This window comes from Aquibium sp. ELW1220 (genome assembly GCF_030398385.1).
Taxonomy (GTDB): Bacteria; Pseudomonadota; Alphaproteobacteria; order Rhizobiales; family Rhizobiaceae; genus Aquibium.
The window spans coordinates 123,648-138,195 of sequence record NZ_JAOAOQ010000003.1 but is presented as its reverse complement, the minus strand read 5'-3'; the positions used below and the strand labels follow the sequence as shown (position 1 = coordinate 138,195).

15 protein-coding genes are annotated in these 14,548 nt (G+C 69.2%); 12 read left to right on the top strand and 3 right to left on the bottom strand.

Annotated elements, in window-relative coordinates:
- Positions 1–59: 59 nt before the first annotated feature.
- The 3 genes from N1F91_RS03945 to N1F91_RS03935 are packed head-to-tail and all read right to left on the bottom strand — an operon-like array spanning position 60 to position 2,418.
- Positions 60–1,118 carry a Gfo/Idh/MocA family oxidoreductase gene (locus N1F91_RS03945; protein ID WP_289990436.1) on the bottom strand — a complete coding sequence of 353 codons (1,059 nt, stop codon included), beginning with the start codon at positions 1,116–1,118 and terminating at the stop codon, positions 60–62.
- Entirely contained in the window at positions 1,115–2,116 is a 1,002-nt protein-coding gene (locus N1F91_RS03940; RefSeq protein WP_289990435.1) for a zinc-binding dehydrogenase, read from the bottom strand. The genes N1F91_RS03945 and N1F91_RS03940 overlap by 4 nt, the downstream gene beginning before the upstream one ends.
- Entirely contained in the window at positions 2,113–2,418 is a 306-nt protein-coding gene (locus tag N1F91_RS03935; RefSeq protein WP_289990434.1) for a hypothetical protein, read from the bottom strand. The genes N1F91_RS03940 and N1F91_RS03935 overlap by 4 nt, the downstream gene beginning before the upstream one ends.
- A gap of 11 nt (positions 2,419–2,429) precedes the next feature.
- Between N1F91_RS03935 and N1F91_RS03930 the strand changes: the two genes are divergently transcribed.
- The 12 genes from N1F91_RS03930 (at position 2,430) to N1F91_RS03875 (ending at position 14,425) form a co-directional block, all read left to right on the top strand.
- A complete protein-coding gene (locus N1F91_RS03930) occupies positions 2,430–3,539 on the top strand; it encodes an SDR family NAD(P)-dependent oxidoreductase (RefSeq protein WP_289990433.1) in 1,110 nt (369 codons plus the stop codon).
- Positions 3,536–5,560: an NAD-dependent epimerase/dehydratase family protein gene (locus tag N1F91_RS03925; protein ID WP_289990432.1), complete on the top strand. Its 2,025-nt coding sequence runs from the start codon at positions 3,536–3,538 to the stop codon at positions 5,558–5,560. The genes N1F91_RS03930 and N1F91_RS03925 overlap by 4 nt, the downstream gene beginning before the upstream one ends.
- Positions 5,557–6,720, top strand: coding sequence for a glycosyltransferase family 4 protein (locus tag N1F91_RS03920; RefSeq protein ID WP_289990431.1), 1,164 nt, complete (start codon positions 5,557–5,559; stop codon positions 6,718–6,720). Before N1F91_RS03925 ends, N1F91_RS03920 begins: the two co-directional genes overlap by 4 nt.
- Complete coding sequence (locus tag N1F91_RS03915) at positions 6,720–7,832, top strand: glycosyltransferase (protein WP_289990430.1); 1,113 nt, start codon at positions 6,720–6,722, stop codon at positions 7,830–7,832. The genes N1F91_RS03920 and N1F91_RS03915 overlap by 1 nt, the downstream gene beginning before the upstream one ends.
- Entirely contained in the window at positions 7,829–8,923 is a 1,095-nt protein-coding gene (locus N1F91_RS03910) for a glycosyltransferase (RefSeq protein ID WP_289990429.1), read from the top strand. The genes N1F91_RS03915 and N1F91_RS03910 overlap by 4 nt, the downstream gene beginning before the upstream one ends.
- A complete protein-coding gene (locus N1F91_RS03905; RefSeq protein WP_289990428.1) occupies positions 8,920–10,038 on the top strand; it encodes a glycosyltransferase in 1,119 nt (372 codons plus the stop codon). Before N1F91_RS03910 ends, N1F91_RS03905 begins: the two co-directional genes overlap by 4 nt.
- Positions 10,025–11,020: a UDP-glucuronic acid decarboxylase family protein gene (locus tag N1F91_RS03900; protein ID WP_289990427.1), complete on the top strand. Its 996-nt coding sequence runs from the start codon at positions 10,025–10,027 to the stop codon at positions 11,018–11,020. The genes N1F91_RS03905 and N1F91_RS03900 overlap by 14 nt, the downstream gene beginning before the upstream one ends.
- Positions 11,020–11,766 carry a TIGR04290 family methyltransferase gene (locus N1F91_RS03895; protein ID WP_289990426.1) on the top strand — a complete coding sequence of 249 codons (747 nt, stop codon included), beginning with the start codon at positions 11,020–11,022 and terminating at the stop codon, positions 11,764–11,766. The genes N1F91_RS03900 and N1F91_RS03895 overlap by 1 nt, the downstream gene beginning before the upstream one ends.
- A gap of 246 nt (positions 11,767–12,012) precedes the next feature.
- Positions 12,013–12,168, top strand: a complete 156-nt coding sequence (locus N1F91_RS03890; protein ID WP_289990425.1) for a hypothetical protein — start codon at positions 12,013–12,015, stop codon at positions 12,166–12,168.
- Positions 12,165–12,827, top strand: coding sequence for an SRPBCC family protein (locus N1F91_RS03885; protein WP_289990424.1), 663 nt, complete (start codon positions 12,165–12,167; stop codon positions 12,825–12,827). The genes N1F91_RS03890 and N1F91_RS03885 overlap by 4 nt, the downstream gene beginning before the upstream one ends.
- Before the next feature lie 10 nt (positions 12,828–12,837).
- Positions 12,838–14,028: a zinc-dependent alcohol dehydrogenase gene (locus tag N1F91_RS03880; RefSeq protein WP_289990423.1), complete on the top strand. Its 1,191-nt coding sequence runs from the start codon at positions 12,838–12,840 to the stop codon at positions 14,026–14,028.
- A 70-nt stretch (positions 14,029–14,098) separates the two neighbouring features.
- Positions 14,099–14,425, top strand: coding sequence for a hypothetical protein (locus N1F91_RS03875; RefSeq protein WP_289990422.1), 327 nt, complete (start codon positions 14,099–14,101; stop codon positions 14,423–14,425).
- Positions 14,426–14,548: the final 123 nt, after the last annotated feature.

The following is a 14,548-nucleotide window of genomic DNA, read 5'->3' as shown; positions in this document are numbered from 1 at the left end:
CCACCCGGACGCGCGGATGTTCCGGAGGTCGCCCGCAAGGCCCCTTTGGCGTTGCCGCGTCAGGCGAAGACGCGGTCCGGGCTTGCCGGGTCGGGAAGCGATCCCGAGGCATAGATGCGGTCGAGCGCGTCGGCCACCGCCGTGAACTGGAGGCAGTCCGCATCGAACCCGCCGGCCTGAACCTTGCCCAGCCAGTGCAGCGCCGCCCGCCCGCCCCAGTCGTCGGGACCCGAGACCGGCGTGGTGGCCGTCGTCCCGGTCAGCACCTCGGCGGTGAAGTCGTAGAACGAGCCGCCGACATTGGCGAAGCGCCCCGCCGCGCGGGTGCCGTGGAGCGTGGCCGAAATCTCGGCGTCGCGGCCGACGTTCAGGTTCCAGGAGCAGGCGAGGCGGATCAGCGTGCCGTCCTGCGTCACCATCGTGCCGACGGCAAGGTCTTCCACGGACGCGTCGCTGCCGTCCCACGGCTCTCCGGCCCGCTTGAAGTGTCCCGCGGCCGAGGCGACCGCCGGAAAATCCTGCGACCAGAGGGCGAGGTCGACGAGGTGGATGCCGAGATCCATCAGGCAGCCGCCGCCCGACAGCCGCCGGTCGTGGAACCAGGGCTTGTCGGGGCCGTAGCCATTGTGGAAGACGAGGTCGATCGTATGCACCTTCCCGAGCGCTCCGTCGGTCATCAGGCCACGGATGTGCCGCATGGCTGCCGTGTGCCGGTAGGACAGGTCGAGCCCGAGCGGCAGGTCGTTGCGGCGGGCGGCTTCCACCACGGCGGCCACCTCTGCCGCCGAACGGCCGAGAGGCTTCTGGCAGAAGACGGCGACGCCGGCGTCCAGCGCCCTGATGGACTGCTCTGCATGCAACGCGCTGGGCGTCGCGATGACGACGGCGTCGACACCGCGGTCGAGCAGGGCGTCGAGGCTGTCGAAGACCTCGGCGCCGCTGGCAAGCGCCTGTGCCTGCGCGACCATCTCCGTATTCGTGTCGACGATGGCGGCCGCTTCGGCGAGGCCGGTGCCGAGCAGTGCCTTCATCCGCGCCAGTCCAATCCAGCCCACGCCGAGGAAGCCGAGCCGCAGGGGACGGGCGGCGATGACGGCGGGTTTGAGCGCGAACGTCATGGCATCACCACCAGCGACTTGACGAAACCCTCCGGCCGCGTGGCGGCGAGTTGCAGGGCTTCGTTCAGCCGGTCGAACGGAAGCACGTGGGTGTAGAGAGGCGAAGGGTCCAGCTGTCCCGCAGCCACCAGCGCGATCGCTTCGCGGATCCCGTCCAGGTAGATGGCGGGATCGCGCTCGTGGGCGTTGATGACATCGAGGCCGCGCCAGTTCCACAGCTGCATGTCGACCCGGCGCGGCGCGTCCTGGTGATAGCCGGCGATGACCAGGCGGCCCCGCGTCGTGGTGAGCGTCGCCGCCAGATCGAGCGGCTCCTGGTGTCCGGTCGCCTCGATCACGCAATCGAACAACCCGTCCCTGGCGATCCCGGCGGCCGCTGCGGCGGCGTCGTCGGGCGCGACGGCCATGGCGGCACCGAGATCGAGCGCGCGCGCCTGCGCCTGCGGCTTGCGGCCGACCGCCACTACCCGCGCACCCGCCAGCGCGGCGAGCCGGACGAGGAGCAGGCCCATGAAGCCAAGCCCGACCACCGCCACGGTCTCACCCGGCTGCAGCCGCGCGCGCCGGATCACGTTGACCGCGCAGCCGAGCGGCTCGCCCGGCAACGGCGCGTCGCCGAGGGCGGGCGGAAGCGCAACCGCCTGGTCTGCCGGGCCGACGTCGAACTCGGCGTAGCTCTTCTGGAACAGCGTCGTGACGCGGTCGCCCTCCCGCAGATGGCGGACGTCGCGACCGACGGCGTCGACGACACCCCAGCCTTCATGGCCGAGATCGCCCGGCGCTGTCGGGAAACGCATCCATTCCGGACCCGTCCAGGGCGTCACGTTGGACGCGCAGACGCCGCAGCCTTCGAGACGGACCCGCACGTCACCGGGACCCGGTTCCGGCAGCGGCACCTCGCGCAGTTCGATCCTGCGCGGCGCAGTCAGGACGGCTGCCCGCATCGCGCGTGTCGTCCCGCGCGCCCGCCTGGCGTCCGTCTCGGCGTGGATGTTCATCGGCTTCTCCATCTGTTGCGTTCGCCGAACAGCGGCAGGCCGAAGATGTTCCGGAAGAAGATGATGAAGATGAAGCACGCCGGACCGGCTCGCCGGTAGCCCGAACGGACCGGGCTCTGCTCCGCATCCGGGCGATGCGGCACGTGGTTTCGAACGGTGCGGGGCCGCTCCGGTTCCCCCGCGAAGGCGTCATCCAGGGGCGCGGCGTCCGCTTCTTCCTCTTCAACCTCATCAACAGCTTCATCCGGAACATTTCGGTTCCGGCCCGGTTCGGAGCGGCGGAAAGAGCTCGCAAACGACAAGGGAATACAGCGTGGTAAGCACAGTACTCGTCACGGGCGGAATGGGTTTCATCGGACGCCATCTCGTCTCGGAACTTCTCCGCCACGGCTACCGCGTCCGCGTGCTGGACAGTCTCGTGGAGCAGGTGCACCAGGCTGGCGAACCGTCGCGCATCGACGGCGCCGAGTACATCATCGGCGACGTCCGCAATGCAGACCTCTGCCGCAAGGCGGTGCGCGGTGTCGACCATGTCGCGCACCTGGCGGCCGAGGTTGGCGTCGGCCAGTCGATGTACGAGATCGCGCGCTATGTCGGCGGCAACGAACTGGCGACGGCCGTGCTTCTCGAGGCACTGATCGAGCATCCGGTGAAGTCCATCGTCGTGGCATCCTCGATGAGCGTCTACGGCGAGGGCCGCTATCGCGACGCCGACGGGCGGCTGCACGACCAGGTCCGCCGCCGGCGCGACATGATCGGGACGGGCCGCTGGGATCCCCGCGACGACGCCGGGCGGCGGCTCGAACCGGTGCCGACCGACGAGGACAAGCCGGTCGACCTCGCCTCCATCTATGCGCTGACCAAGTTCGCCCAGGAGCGCGCGGTCATGATCTTCGGCGCGGCCTACGATGTCCCCGCCGTCGCGCTGCGGCTGTTCAACGTCTTCGGCGCCGGGCAGGCGCTGTCCAATCCCTACACCGGCGTCCTCGCCAACTTCGCCTCGCGTCTGGCCAGCGGCCAGAGGCCGACCGTGTTCGAGGACGGCGAGCAGCGGCGCGATTTCGTCCATGTCGAGGACGTCGCGCGGGCCTTCCGCCTGGCCCTGGAGGCGCCTTCCGCGGCAGGCCAGGTCATCAATGTGGGCAGCGGCCGATCCTATTCCATCAGGGAGATCGCCGCGCTGCTCGCCTCGGCCATGGGGGTGGCTGACCTCCAGCCGGAGATCCTCGGCAAGGCGCGCAGCGGCGACATCCGCCACTGCTTCGCTTCGACCGAGCGGGCCCGCGACCTCCTGGGCTTCACGGCCGAGCACCGGCTCGAGACGTCGCTCGAGCCCTTCGTCGAATGGGTGCGCCGCGAGACGGTCGTCGACCGCAACGGCCAGATGCGCAGCGAACTCGAACGGCGGGGGCTGGTGGCATGAATCCGCGCCTGCATCCGGCCGCATCGGGCTTCGGTTTCGTGGAGTGGTTCCGACGGGGGGAATACGAGCGGACCGAAGACGTGCTGCCCGAGATCGTCGCCTCCGGCGCAAGCTACCTGCGCACGCATCTTTCGTGGGCGGAGTATCTCGCGCCCGGCGGCGAGGAATGGTTCGACTGGCTGTTTCCGAAGCTTGCGGCGGAACTCGACGTCCTGCCCTGCATCCACTACACGCCGCCGTCGCTGTCGCGGACGGGCAAGGCGACCGGTGCACCGCGCCGCCTCAGGGACTATGCCGACTTCGTCGACCATGTGCTCGACCGCTACGGGCGGCATTTCCGGCACATCGAACTCTGGAACGAGCCCAACAACCTGCTCGACTGGGACTGGCGCGAAGACAAGGACTTCTCGCTGTTCTGCGAGATGGTCGGCGGCGCCGCCTACTGGGTGCAGAAACGCGGCTGGAAGGCGGTGCTGGGCGCGCCGTGCCCGTTCGATCCCGCGTGGGTCAACCTGATGGGACAGCGCGGGGTGCTCGACGTCGTCTCCGCCGTCGGCTTCCACGGCTTTCCGGGCACCTGGGACAGCGACGAGGGCAGCTGGAACGGCTGGGACCTCCATCTGGGCGAGCTTCGCCGCATCGTCGACGGCTACAATCCGAAGGCGGAACTCTGGGTCACGGAGACAGGCTACTCGACCTGGCGGCAGGACGAGGTCGAGCAGGTGCGCCGCTTCATGGCAGCGCTGAGCGTGCCGGCCGACCGCGTCTACTGGTACAGCTGGCGCGACGTGCCGCACGACGTGGCGGTGCAGGAGGGCCTCTGGTTCGATCCCCGCCACTACCATCTCGGCGCCACCGAGCATGGCGGCCGGCCGAAGCTTCTGGCGCGGCTGCTGCAGGAAGGCGGCGTGCGCCGGGTGCAGGAGCTGTTCACCCTCGCCAAGCCCTCCATCGCGTCCAGCGTCGCCCCCGTGGTGATCACCGGCGGCAGCGGCTTTGTCGGCAGCAATCTCGCCTCGTCCTACCTCCGCGACGGCAAGGACGTGGTCATCTTCGACAGCCTGGCCCGCTCCGGCGTCGATTCCAACCTCGCCTGGCTGCGCGAGCAGTTCGGCGACAGGGTCCACGCCTGCATCGCCGACGTGCGCGATACGGCGCAGGTTCGTGACGCCGTGAAGGACGCCAGCGTGGTGTTCCACCTGGCCGGCCAGACGGCGGTGACGACCAGCCTCGACCATCCCATCGAGGACATGGAGGTGAACGTGCGCGGCACGCTGAACGTGCTCGAGGGCGCGCGCGCCGCCAGGCGCAGGCCGGGCGTCATCTTCGCCAGCACCAACAAGGTCTATGGCGCGCTGGAGGACATCGACACGGTGGCGACGGCGAGGTGCCACCAGCCCGCCGACCCGCAGATCGCTCGCAACGGCATCGGCGAGGATCGCGGCCTCGATTTCTGCACGCCCTATGGCTGCTCGAAGGGCGCTGCCGACCAGTATGTGCTCGACTATGCCAAGTCCTATGGCACGCCGGCCGCGGTGCTGCGGATGAGCTGCATCTACGGCCCGCGCCAGTTCGGCACCGAGGACCAGGGCTGGGTCGCGCATTTCCTGATCCGGGCGCTCGGCGGCGAGAAGATCACGATCTTCGGCGATGGCCACCAGGTCCGCGACATTCTCGACGTCGACGACGCCGTGGCCGCCTATCGCGCGCTGCACGCCCATGTCGACCGGCTGAGCGGCCAGGCCTTCAATCTCGGCGGCGGACCCTCCAACGCCGTCAGCCTGTCCATGGTGCTGGCCGAGATGGCGCGCATCATCGGCGAGCCGATCGAGACCAGCCACGAGCCGTGGCGGACCGGCGACCAGCTCTATTTCGTCGCCGACACCGCGCGCCTACAGGCCGCCACCGGCTGGCAGCCGACCATCCCGTGGAAGCGCGGCGTCCTGCGCCTCGCCCGCTGGCTCCAGGCCGAGCGCTTCGGCGGCGTCGGCGCCGCAAGGCACAAGAGGCTATCGGCATGATGCTCGCTGTCTCCCGCGATGATTTCGTCGGCGCAGCGATGCCGCTGAAGCCGCGCCGCCCGGACGAGGCGCCGGTGATCCTGATGAGCGTCGACGCCGTGGGCGGGGTCTGGCGCTATGCGATGGAACTCGCCCGCGCCCTTCCTGTCCAGGGTTACCGCGTCGTGTTCGCCGTGCTCGGGCCCGCCCCGGGTGCCGCGCAGGCCGAGGAGGCTCGCCGGCTCGGTGATCTCGTCTGGCTCGACCAGCCGCTCGACTGGATGGTGGACGGCCCGGAACGGCTGTCGACGGTCGGCCCGGCGCTGGCCGCCCTCGCCAGGGACTGCGGCGCAAGCCTCGTCCACCTGAACGCGCCGTCCCAGGTCGTCGGTCTCGACGTCTCCGTTCCCGTCGTCAGCGTGGTGCATTCGTGCCTTCCGACATGGTGGAAGGCAGTCAAGGGCACGCAGCTCCCCCGCGAGTGGCGCTGGCACCAGCGGGCAAACCAGGCCGGCATGGAGGCCTCCGATGCCGTCGTTGTGCCGAGCGGCAGCTACGCCCAGGCCGTCGAGGAGTGCTACAAGCGGCCCTTGGGCCTGGAAGTGGCCTACAACGGCATCGCCGCCTTCGTGCCGTCCGCCCCGCGGGAGCCCTTCCTGTTCGCCGCCGGCCGTTGGTGGGACGAGGGCAAGAACGGCGCCGCCCTGGCCGGCGCCGCGGCAGCGATCGACTGGCCGGTCGTAATGGCGGGTGCCCTGGAGAGCCCGACGGGCCAGCGACAGGATTTGGCCGGCGTTCGGACGCTCGGTGCCATGCCGCACGACGCCGTGCTGGATCACGCGCGGCGCGCCGGGATCGTCGTATCGCCGTCGATCTACGAGCCTTTCGGCCTGGCCGCCCTCGAAGGCGCAAGGGCGGGCGCGGCCCTGCTTCTGGCCGACATCCCGACTTACCGCGAGCTGTGGAAGGGCGCGGCGCTGTTCTTCGACCCCGCCGATCCCGGAGATCTCGCCGGGAAGGCCAACCTGCTCATCCGCGACGACGAACTGCGCGCCGCCCAGGCCTCGCTGGCGCTGGCCAGATCGCGCCGTTTCACGCCCGACCGGCAGGCGCAGACGATGAGCGAGATCTATGCGCGCTGCCTGGCAAAGGCGGCGCCCGCCGCGACGGAGACCGCCTGATGCGCTTCCTGTTCTACACCCACTCCCTGGTCTCCGACTGGAACCACGGCAACGCCCATTTCCTGCGCGGCCTGATGCGGGCGCTGCAGGCCAAGGGTCATGAGACGCTCGCGCTCGAGCCGGCCGACGGATGGAGCCGGGCGAACCTCGCCGCGGAAGGCGGCACGCCGCCTGGCGAGCGCTTCGCGCAGGCCTTTCCCGATCTGCTCTGGCAGGACTACGGACCGGATTTCGACCACGAGGCGGCCTGTGCGGATGCCGACGTCGTGGTCGTGCACGAATGGACGGATGCCGCGCTGGTCGGCCGAATCGGCCGGCTGCGCGGCCGGGGCGGACGGTTCCTGCTGTATTTCCACGACACCCACCACAGGGCGGTGTCGCGGCAGCCGGAGATCGCGGGGCTCCATCTCGACGGCTATGACGGCGTGCTGGCCTTCGGCGAGACCCTGAAGGAACGCTATCTCGCGGCCGGCTGGGGCCGGCAGGTGGAGACGTTCCACGAGGCTGCCGATGTCGCCCTGTTCAAGCCGATGCCGGACGTCGAGCCCGGGCACGAACTCGTCTGGATCGGCAACTGGGGCGACGGCGAGCGCAGCGCGGAACTCCAGGCCTATCTCGTCCGCCCGGCGTGCCGGCTCGGCCTCGATGCCACCGTCCGCGGCGTGCGTTATCCGGCAGGCGCGCTCGCATCGCTGCGCGAGGCGGGTATCCGCTACGGCGGCTGGATCGCCAACCACGAGGTTCCGCGTGCCTTCGCCCGCCACCTGTTTACCGTGCACGTTCCGCGGCGGCCCTATGTCGAGGCGCTGCCGGGGATACCGACCATCCGCGTCTTCGAGGCGCTCGCCTGCGGCATCCCGCTGATCAGCGCGCCCTGGGAGGATCGCGAAGGCCTGTTCCGGCCGGGCCGGGATTATCTCGTCGCCCGCGGCGAAGACGAGATGACGGCTCACATGCGAGCACTGCGCCACGATCCCGAGCTGCGTCGCGACCTGGCGGCGAGCGGCCTGGAGACGATCCTTTCCTGCCACACCTGCGACCATCGCGCCGACCAGTTGCTCGGCCTTGTGGCGCGACACGGAAACCAGCCGATTGCGGAGGCAGCCGAATGAAGATCGCTTTCTATGGATCGAGCCTCTTGTCCTCCTACTGGAACGGCGCGGCCACCTATTATCGCGGGATGGTGCGGGCGCTCTCGGAGATCGGCTACGAGGTCACCTTCTACGAATCCGATGCCTTCGACCGGCAGGCGCACCGCGATATCGACCCGCCGGACTGGTGCCGGGTCGTGGTCTACGAAGCCAGCGCCGAAGGCCTGGCCAGGGCCGCGACCGAGGCGCACGATGCCGACATCGTCGTCAAGGCGAGCGGCTGCGGCTACGAGGACGACGCGCTGCTCGACCTTCTGATCAGGCACTGCCCGGAGCAGGCGCTGATGCTGTTCTGGGACGTCGACGCCCCGGCGACGCTTGCCGAACTGGCCGCCGAGCCCGACCACCCGCTGCATCGCCAGCTCGCCCGTATCGACATGGTGCTGACCTATGGCGGCGGTGATCCGGTGGTCAATGGATACCGCCGCTTCGGCGCTGCCGACTGCGTTGCGATCTACAACGCCGTCGATCCGCGCGACCATCACCCGGTCTCGCCCGATCCGCGCTTTGCGGCGGACCTCTCCTTTCTCGGCAACCGCCTGCCGGACCGCGAGGCGCGGGTGGAGCAGTTCTTCCTCGAGGCCGCGACGAGGCTGCCGCAGCGCCCGATGCTGCTCGGGGGATCGGGCTGGGGCGACAAGGCGGTACCCGCCAACGTGCGCGCCATCGGTCATGTCCCCACGGCCGATCACAACGTCTTCAACTGCTCGGCGCTCGCCGTCCTCAACATCAGCCGCGACAGCATGGCCTCGATCGGCTTTTCGCCGGCGACCCGCGTCTTCGAAGCCGCGGGCGCAGGGGCCTGCCTCATCACCGACGAATGGGCCGGGCTCGACCTGTTCCTGAAGGACGGCGAGGAGGTGCTGAAGGCGCGGGACGGGCAGGAGGTGGCCGAACGGCTGTCCGCGCTGACGCCGCAGCGCGCCCGCGAGATCGGCGAAAGGGCGCGGCTGCGCGTGCTGGCCGAGCATACCTACACCGCGCGCGCCGACCGTTTCGCCTCGGTCGTCCGGACGCTCCTGCAGCGCCGCAACCTCGAGGCCGCCGAATGAAGCCGCTGTCGATCGTCTTCGTCGGACTGTCTTTGTCCTCCTCCTGGGGGAACGGCCACGCGACGACCTACCGTGCACTGCTGTCGGGCCTCGGGCGGCTCGGACACGAGGTGCTCTTCCTCGAGCGCGAGCAGCCCTGGTACCTGCAGAACCGCGACCTCGCCGATCCGGACTACTGCACGCTCCGCTTCTACGCCGGGGTGGAGGACCTCGACGCCTGCCGCGAAGCGTTGACCACGGCCGACGCCGTAATCGTGGGATCCTACGTGCCGGACGGGATCGAGGTCATCGACCGGATCGCGGCGATGGGTCCGCGGCAGCTCTGCTTCTACGACATCGATACGCCCGTCACGCTCGCCCGCCTCGCGCGGGGGGAGGAGACCTATGTCGCGCCGCGCCAGCTTCCCGGCTTCGACGCCTGTTTCTCCTTTTCCGGCGGGCGTGCACTGGAGATCCTGGAGCAGGATTTCGGGGTTCGGCGGGCCGAGCCGCTGTTCTGCTCGGTCGACGCGCAGGCCTACCGCCCGAGCGGCGAGGCCAGGACCTGGGACCTCGGCTACCTCGGCACCTACAGCCCCGACCGGCAGCCGATGCTCGACGAACTGCTGCTGCGGACGGCCACGCTGATGCCCGACCGCCGCTTCGTGGTGGCGGGACCGCAATATCCCGAAACCATCGGCTGGCCCGCCAATGTCGAGCGCATCGACCACCTGCCGCCGGAACGTCACGCCTCGTTCTACAGCCGCCAGCGCTACACGCTGAACGTGACCCGCAGCGACATGATCGCGGTCGGCTGGTCGCCGAGCGTGCGGCTGTTCGAGGCAGCGGCCTGCGCCACGCCGGTCATCAGCGACCGCTGGGACGGCCTTGGCGACTTCTTCCCTGAGCCGGAGGCGATCGCGACCGCCGCCACGGCCGAGGAGGTGGTCGCCATTGTCTCCCGCCCGACGAAAGCCGCCCTCGACCAGGGGCTGGCGGCCATGCGCATCGCCCTGGCCAGCCATACCGGCATGGTCCGCGCCGCAGAGCTGGCGGCGGCACTCGCATCGGAACGGACATACGCGACGAAACAAGTCTCAACCCACTCGACGGAGGCGCATCATGCAGCACGATAACGGAGTTCGTTGGAACGGCATCAGCCTGGTGGCCGGTGGCGCCGGTTTCCTCGGTTCGCATCTGGTGGAGCGTCTTCTCTCGGAAAGACGCAGGGTCGTGTGCGTCGACAGTTTCCTGTCGGGCACGGGCGACAACATCGCCCGCTTCGCCTCCCATCCCGGGTTTCGGCTGGTGCGGCAGGACATCCAGCGGCCGCTGCCTCTGGACGGCGAGGCGATCGACGAGATCTACAATCTCGCCTGCGCGGCCTCGCCGCCGCGCTATCAGGCCGATCCCCACCACACCATGATGACCAGCGTCATCGGCACCTCCAACCTGCTCGAACTCGCGTCCGCCCGCGGCGCGCGCTTCCTGCAGGCCTCGACCAGCGAGATCTACGGCGACCCGGAGGTGCATCCGCAGACGGAGGATTATGTCGGCAGCGTCAACTGCACTGGACCGCGGGCCTGCTACGACGAAGGCAAGCGGGCCGCCGAGACCATCTGCTTCGATTTCCTGCGGGTCGGCCGCGCCGACGCGCGCATCGCCCGCATCTTCAACACCTACGGACCGCGCATGCGTGCCGACGACGGCCGCATCGTCTCGAATTTCATCGTCCAGGCGCTCGCGGGCGAACGGATGACCGTGTTCGGCGACGGCAGCCAGACCCGCTCCTTCTGCTATGTGAGCGACCTGATCGACGGGCTGGTCCGGCTCATGCGCGTCGACCCCAATCCGGGCTGCCCCGTCAACCTCGGCAATCCCGGCGAGTTCACGGTCGAGGAGCTGGCGGCGATCGTCTCGCGCAAGATCCCGACCGCGCAGGGCATCCGCAGGATGCCGCTGCCGCAGGACGATCCGCGCAGGCGCCAGCCGGACATCGCGAGGGCCCGCACCCTGCTCGGCTGGGAACCGAAGGTCGCGCTCGACGAGGGCCTTGCCCAAACCATCGCCTGGTTCAGCCAGCAGCGGGCCGGCCGCAAGCTGGAGGCGGCGGAGTGATGAGCCGGAACAACGCGTCGAAAAGGATCGAGCATCGCATCCGCGAACTGGGTCCATGGTTCCAGAACATGGCCATCGGCGGCGTCGAGACCGCCCCCGACCATTTTCTCGGCGACTATCCGCGTGCCAAGTGGCAGGGCTTCGCGCATGTCCTGCCGGACGATCTCGAAGGTCGGTCGGTCCTGGAGATCGGCTGCAATGCCGGCTTCTACGCACTGGAGATGAAGCGGCGCGGCGCAGGCGACGTGGTCGCCATCGACCATGACGAGCGCTACCTGGAACAGGCCAGGCTCGCCGCGGAGGTCGCCGGCGCGGAGATCGATTTCCGGCATATGTCGGTCTACGACCTGCCGCGGCTCGGACGACGGTTCGACCTGGTGCTGTTCATGGGCGTCTTCTACCACCTGCGCCATCCGTTGCTGGCACTCGACATGATCCACGAGCACGTCGCCGACGACCTGCTGCTGTTCCAGTCGCTGTCGCGCGGCAGCGGAGCGGCCGAGCCGGTCGCCGCCGACTATCCGATCGACGAGTGGAGCGTGTTCGACCGCAGCGACTTTCCGAAGCTGCACTTCATCGAACATCGCTATGCGGGCGATCCGACCAACTGGTTCGTGCCGAACGTGGCCGCGATGCAGGCGATGCTGCGGAGCGCCGGCTTCCGCATCGTCGCCCACCCGGAACGCGAGGTTTTCCTCTGCACCAAGGCGGCGCGGCCTCCGATGGTCGAGCCGCCGCCCTGCTGACGGCAGGTAAGATTCGAGGGACCCTCCCGCCCTCCGTTCGGCCTGCGGCAACCGGGGCGGACGGTCCTTGCCGTGCGGCCTGAGCAGCGGTCGGCTTGGCAAACATCCGGCTGCGTCGGGGAGGGAACAAAGGCCGCGACGGGCGGTTGGATCGGCCAAGGGAGAGGGAGCCGCGAGCCGTTACCGGCCTCAGACCCTCTCCGTTGCCTTCCGGCACAACGATACTCACGCACGAGGAGAAGACCAATGGTGCAGCACGTCCAGACGAGGGAGACCTACCCCCTCCACCAGCCGAAACCCGTTTCCGACAGCCGTCTTGCGGCGCTCGACGTGATGGCGCTCGCGGTCGCCACCGTGATGGCTCTCGGGCCGCTGACGACCTATGCGGTGGTCGGCGGATGACCCGGCGCCCGATGTACGGACAGGCCCGGTCGGGCTCCGTCGCGCCGCTGGCGCTGGGACTCCTGGCCGTTGCCGCCGGCGTGGTCGGCGCGGTCGTCCTCTCGCGCCGCGGCGACGGGTTGCGCCATGGCTTCGAGGACGCCCCGCGCCGGTCGCAGCGTCGCCCGCAGAGCGGCTCCGCCCGCGTCGTCGGGCGCAGCGTCACCATCGCCAAGCCGCGTGAGGAGGTCTACCGCGCTTGGCGGGAATTCACGCGGTTCCCGGACTTCATGGAAAACGTCGCTTCGGTCGTCTCGCTCGACGACACCCGCTCGCGCTGGTCGGTCGAAGGTCCCGGCGGAAGCACCATCGAGTTCGTGTCGAGGATCGTCGACGACGTTCCCGGCGAGAGGATCGCCTGGACCGCGGAGGAGGGAACCTCGGTGCCCAACGCCGGCAGGATCACCTTCCGCGACGCGCCCGGCGACCGCGGCACCGTGGTCGACCTGACCATGTCCTACGACCCGCCCGGCGGGGCTGTGGGCGCCATGGTGGCCAAGATGTTCCAGCGCGAGCCGAGCATCCAGGCGAGGCGCGACCTCAAGCGGTTCAAGCAGTTGATGGAGACCGGCGAGGTCGCGACCGCGCGGACTCACCCGGTTTCCGAAGACGAACGATAAGGAGCAGACGATGCGAGCACTGACCTGGCAGGGCAAGAAGGACGTCCGCGTCGAGACGGTGGACGATCCGGCGATCGTCAATCCGCGCGACATCATCATCAAGGTGACCTCGACCGCGATCTGCGGCTCGGACCTGCATCTCTATGACGGCATGATCCCGACGATGCAGGCGGGCGACGTGCTGGGCCATGAATTCATGGGCGAGGTCGTGGAGACCGGCAGGGGCGTGACCGACCTGCGCAAGGGGCAGCGCGTCGTGGTGCCCTTCGTCATCGCGTGCGGCGCCTGCTATCACTGCTCGAAGCTGCAGTATTCGGCCTGCGACAACTCCAACCCCGCCGACGAGGCCGACATTTCCGAAACGCTCTACGGCCATCAGATGAGCGGGCTGTTCGGCTATTCACACATGACCGGCGGCTATGCCGGCGGACAGGCCGAATATGTCCGCGTGCCCTTCGCCGACGTCGGCCCGATCGTGGTTCCCGACGAGCTTGAAGACGACGACGTCCTCTTCCTGTCCGACATTCTTCCGACCGGCTGGATGGCCGCGGAGAACTGCGAGATCGAGGAAGGCGACACCGTCGCCGTCTGGGGCTGCGGACCGGTCGGACTCTTCGCGATCCAGAGCGCGCTGCTGATGGGTGCGGCGCGGGTCATCGCGATCGACCACTACCCGCGGCGGCTGCAACTGGCGGCGGGTCTCGGCGCGCAGACGCTCGACTACACCACCGCCAACGTGCTGGAGGCGCTGCTCGACATGACGGGCGGCATCGGGCCTGACGCGGTGATCGATGCGGTCGGCATGGAAAGTCACGGCTTCTCCATCGACAATGTCTACGACCGCGCCAAGCAGGCGCTGATGCTGGAAACCGACCGTCCCCACGTGCTGCGCGAGGCGCTGATGGCGTGCCGGAAGGGCGGCCGCGTCTCGGTTCCCGGGGTCTACGGCGGCCTGATCGACAAGTTCCCGATCGGCGCGCTGATGCAGAAGGGCCTCACCATTCGAACCGGCCAGACCCATGTGCAGCGCTATCTGCCCAAGCTCCTCGACATGATCCGCGAGAAGCGCATCGACACGACCTTCCTGATCAGCCACCGGATGGCGCTGGAAGACGCAGCCGAGGGCTATCGGATCTTCTCCGACGAGCAGAACGACACGACCAAGGTCGTGCTCAAGCCCGGCTGGGAGCGCGCGCAATGACGAGCCTCGCGCCGTCCTGCAGTTGCGCGATGGAGACCCCGCCGTCCCGGTGCGGATGCGGAGTACGGTCATGACAGAGCCGTCCAGGACCAGCGAACTCGGCGCGCGTGCCGCCACCGAACGCGGCGAAACCGGCGACAAGATTCCGGGCTTCGATCCGGCGGCGGCACCGATGGAGACCGATGCCGAAGCAGGAGGCTCGCCGTCCGGCGGGGCTGCCCCGGCCGCGTCGGCGCCTGCCGCCGGCACGCATCGTCCGCCGCAGAGCAGCACCGGCAGCGCCATGCAGGCGATGGCCGGCGTCGATACGCCTGGCGGGAAGAGGGGATGGCTGCTTGTCGTGACGATCCTCGCCGTCATCGCTGCGGCCGTCTTCGTAGCCGTAGCCTTCGCCTGAGACGGGCGCCGACGCAGCCCTGAAGCAGGCGATGGGGTCTCCCGAGCAGGTGCCCGTCGTATTGCCGGACAGGTCAGCCGGGTTGTCGGGAGGCGAACTTCAAGAATGCCGGGCAGTCCGTGC

Bases quoted from the DNA above. Each gene is read 5' to 3' on its own strand.
- N1F91_RS03875 (WP_289990422.1), top strand. From the start codon at position 14,099: ATGACAGAGCCGTCCAGGACCAGCGAACTCGGCGCGCGTGCCGCCACC.
- N1F91_RS03925 (WP_289990432.1), top strand. From the start codon at position 3,536: ATGAATCCGCGCCTGCATCCGGCCGCATCGGGCTTCGGTTTCGTGGAG.
- N1F91_RS03905 (WP_289990428.1), top strand. From the start codon at position 8,920: ATGAAGCCGCTGTCGATCGTCTTCGTCGGACTGTCTTTGTCCTCCTCC.
- N1F91_RS03895 (WP_289990426.1), top strand. From the start codon at position 11,020: ATGAGCCGGAACAACGCGTCGAAAAGGATCGAGCATCGCATCCGCGAA.
- N1F91_RS03920 (WP_289990431.1), top strand. From the start codon at position 5,557: ATGATGCTCGCTGTCTCCCGCGATGATTTCGTCGGCGCAGCGATGCCG.
- N1F91_RS03915 (WP_289990430.1), top strand. From the start codon at position 6,720: ATGCGCTTCCTGTTCTACACCCACTCCCTGGTCTCCGACTGGAACCAC.
- N1F91_RS03890 (WP_289990425.1), top strand. From the start codon at position 12,013: ATGGTGCAGCACGTCCAGACGAGGGAGACCTACCCCCTCCACCAGCCG.
- N1F91_RS03880 (WP_289990423.1), top strand. From the start codon at position 12,838: ATGCGAGCACTGACCTGGCAGGGCAAGAAGGACGTCCGCGTCGAGACG.
- N1F91_RS03910 (WP_289990429.1), top strand. From the start codon at position 7,829: ATGAAGATCGCTTTCTATGGATCGAGCCTCTTGTCCTCCTACTGGAAC.
- N1F91_RS03940 (WP_289990435.1), bottom strand. From the start codon at position 2,116: ATGAACATCCACGCCGAGACGGACGCCAGGCGGGCGCGCGGGACGACA.
- N1F91_RS03900 (WP_289990427.1), top strand. From the start codon at position 10,025: ATGCAGCACGATAACGGAGTTCGTTGGAACGGCATCAGCCTGGTGGCC.
- N1F91_RS03945 (WP_289990436.1), bottom strand. From the start codon at position 1,118: ATGACGTTCGCGCTCAAACCCGCCGTCATCGCCGCCCGTCCCCTGCGG.
- N1F91_RS03885 (WP_289990424.1), top strand. From the start codon at position 12,165: ATGACCCGGCGCCCGATGTACGGACAGGCCCGGTCGGGCTCCGTCGCG.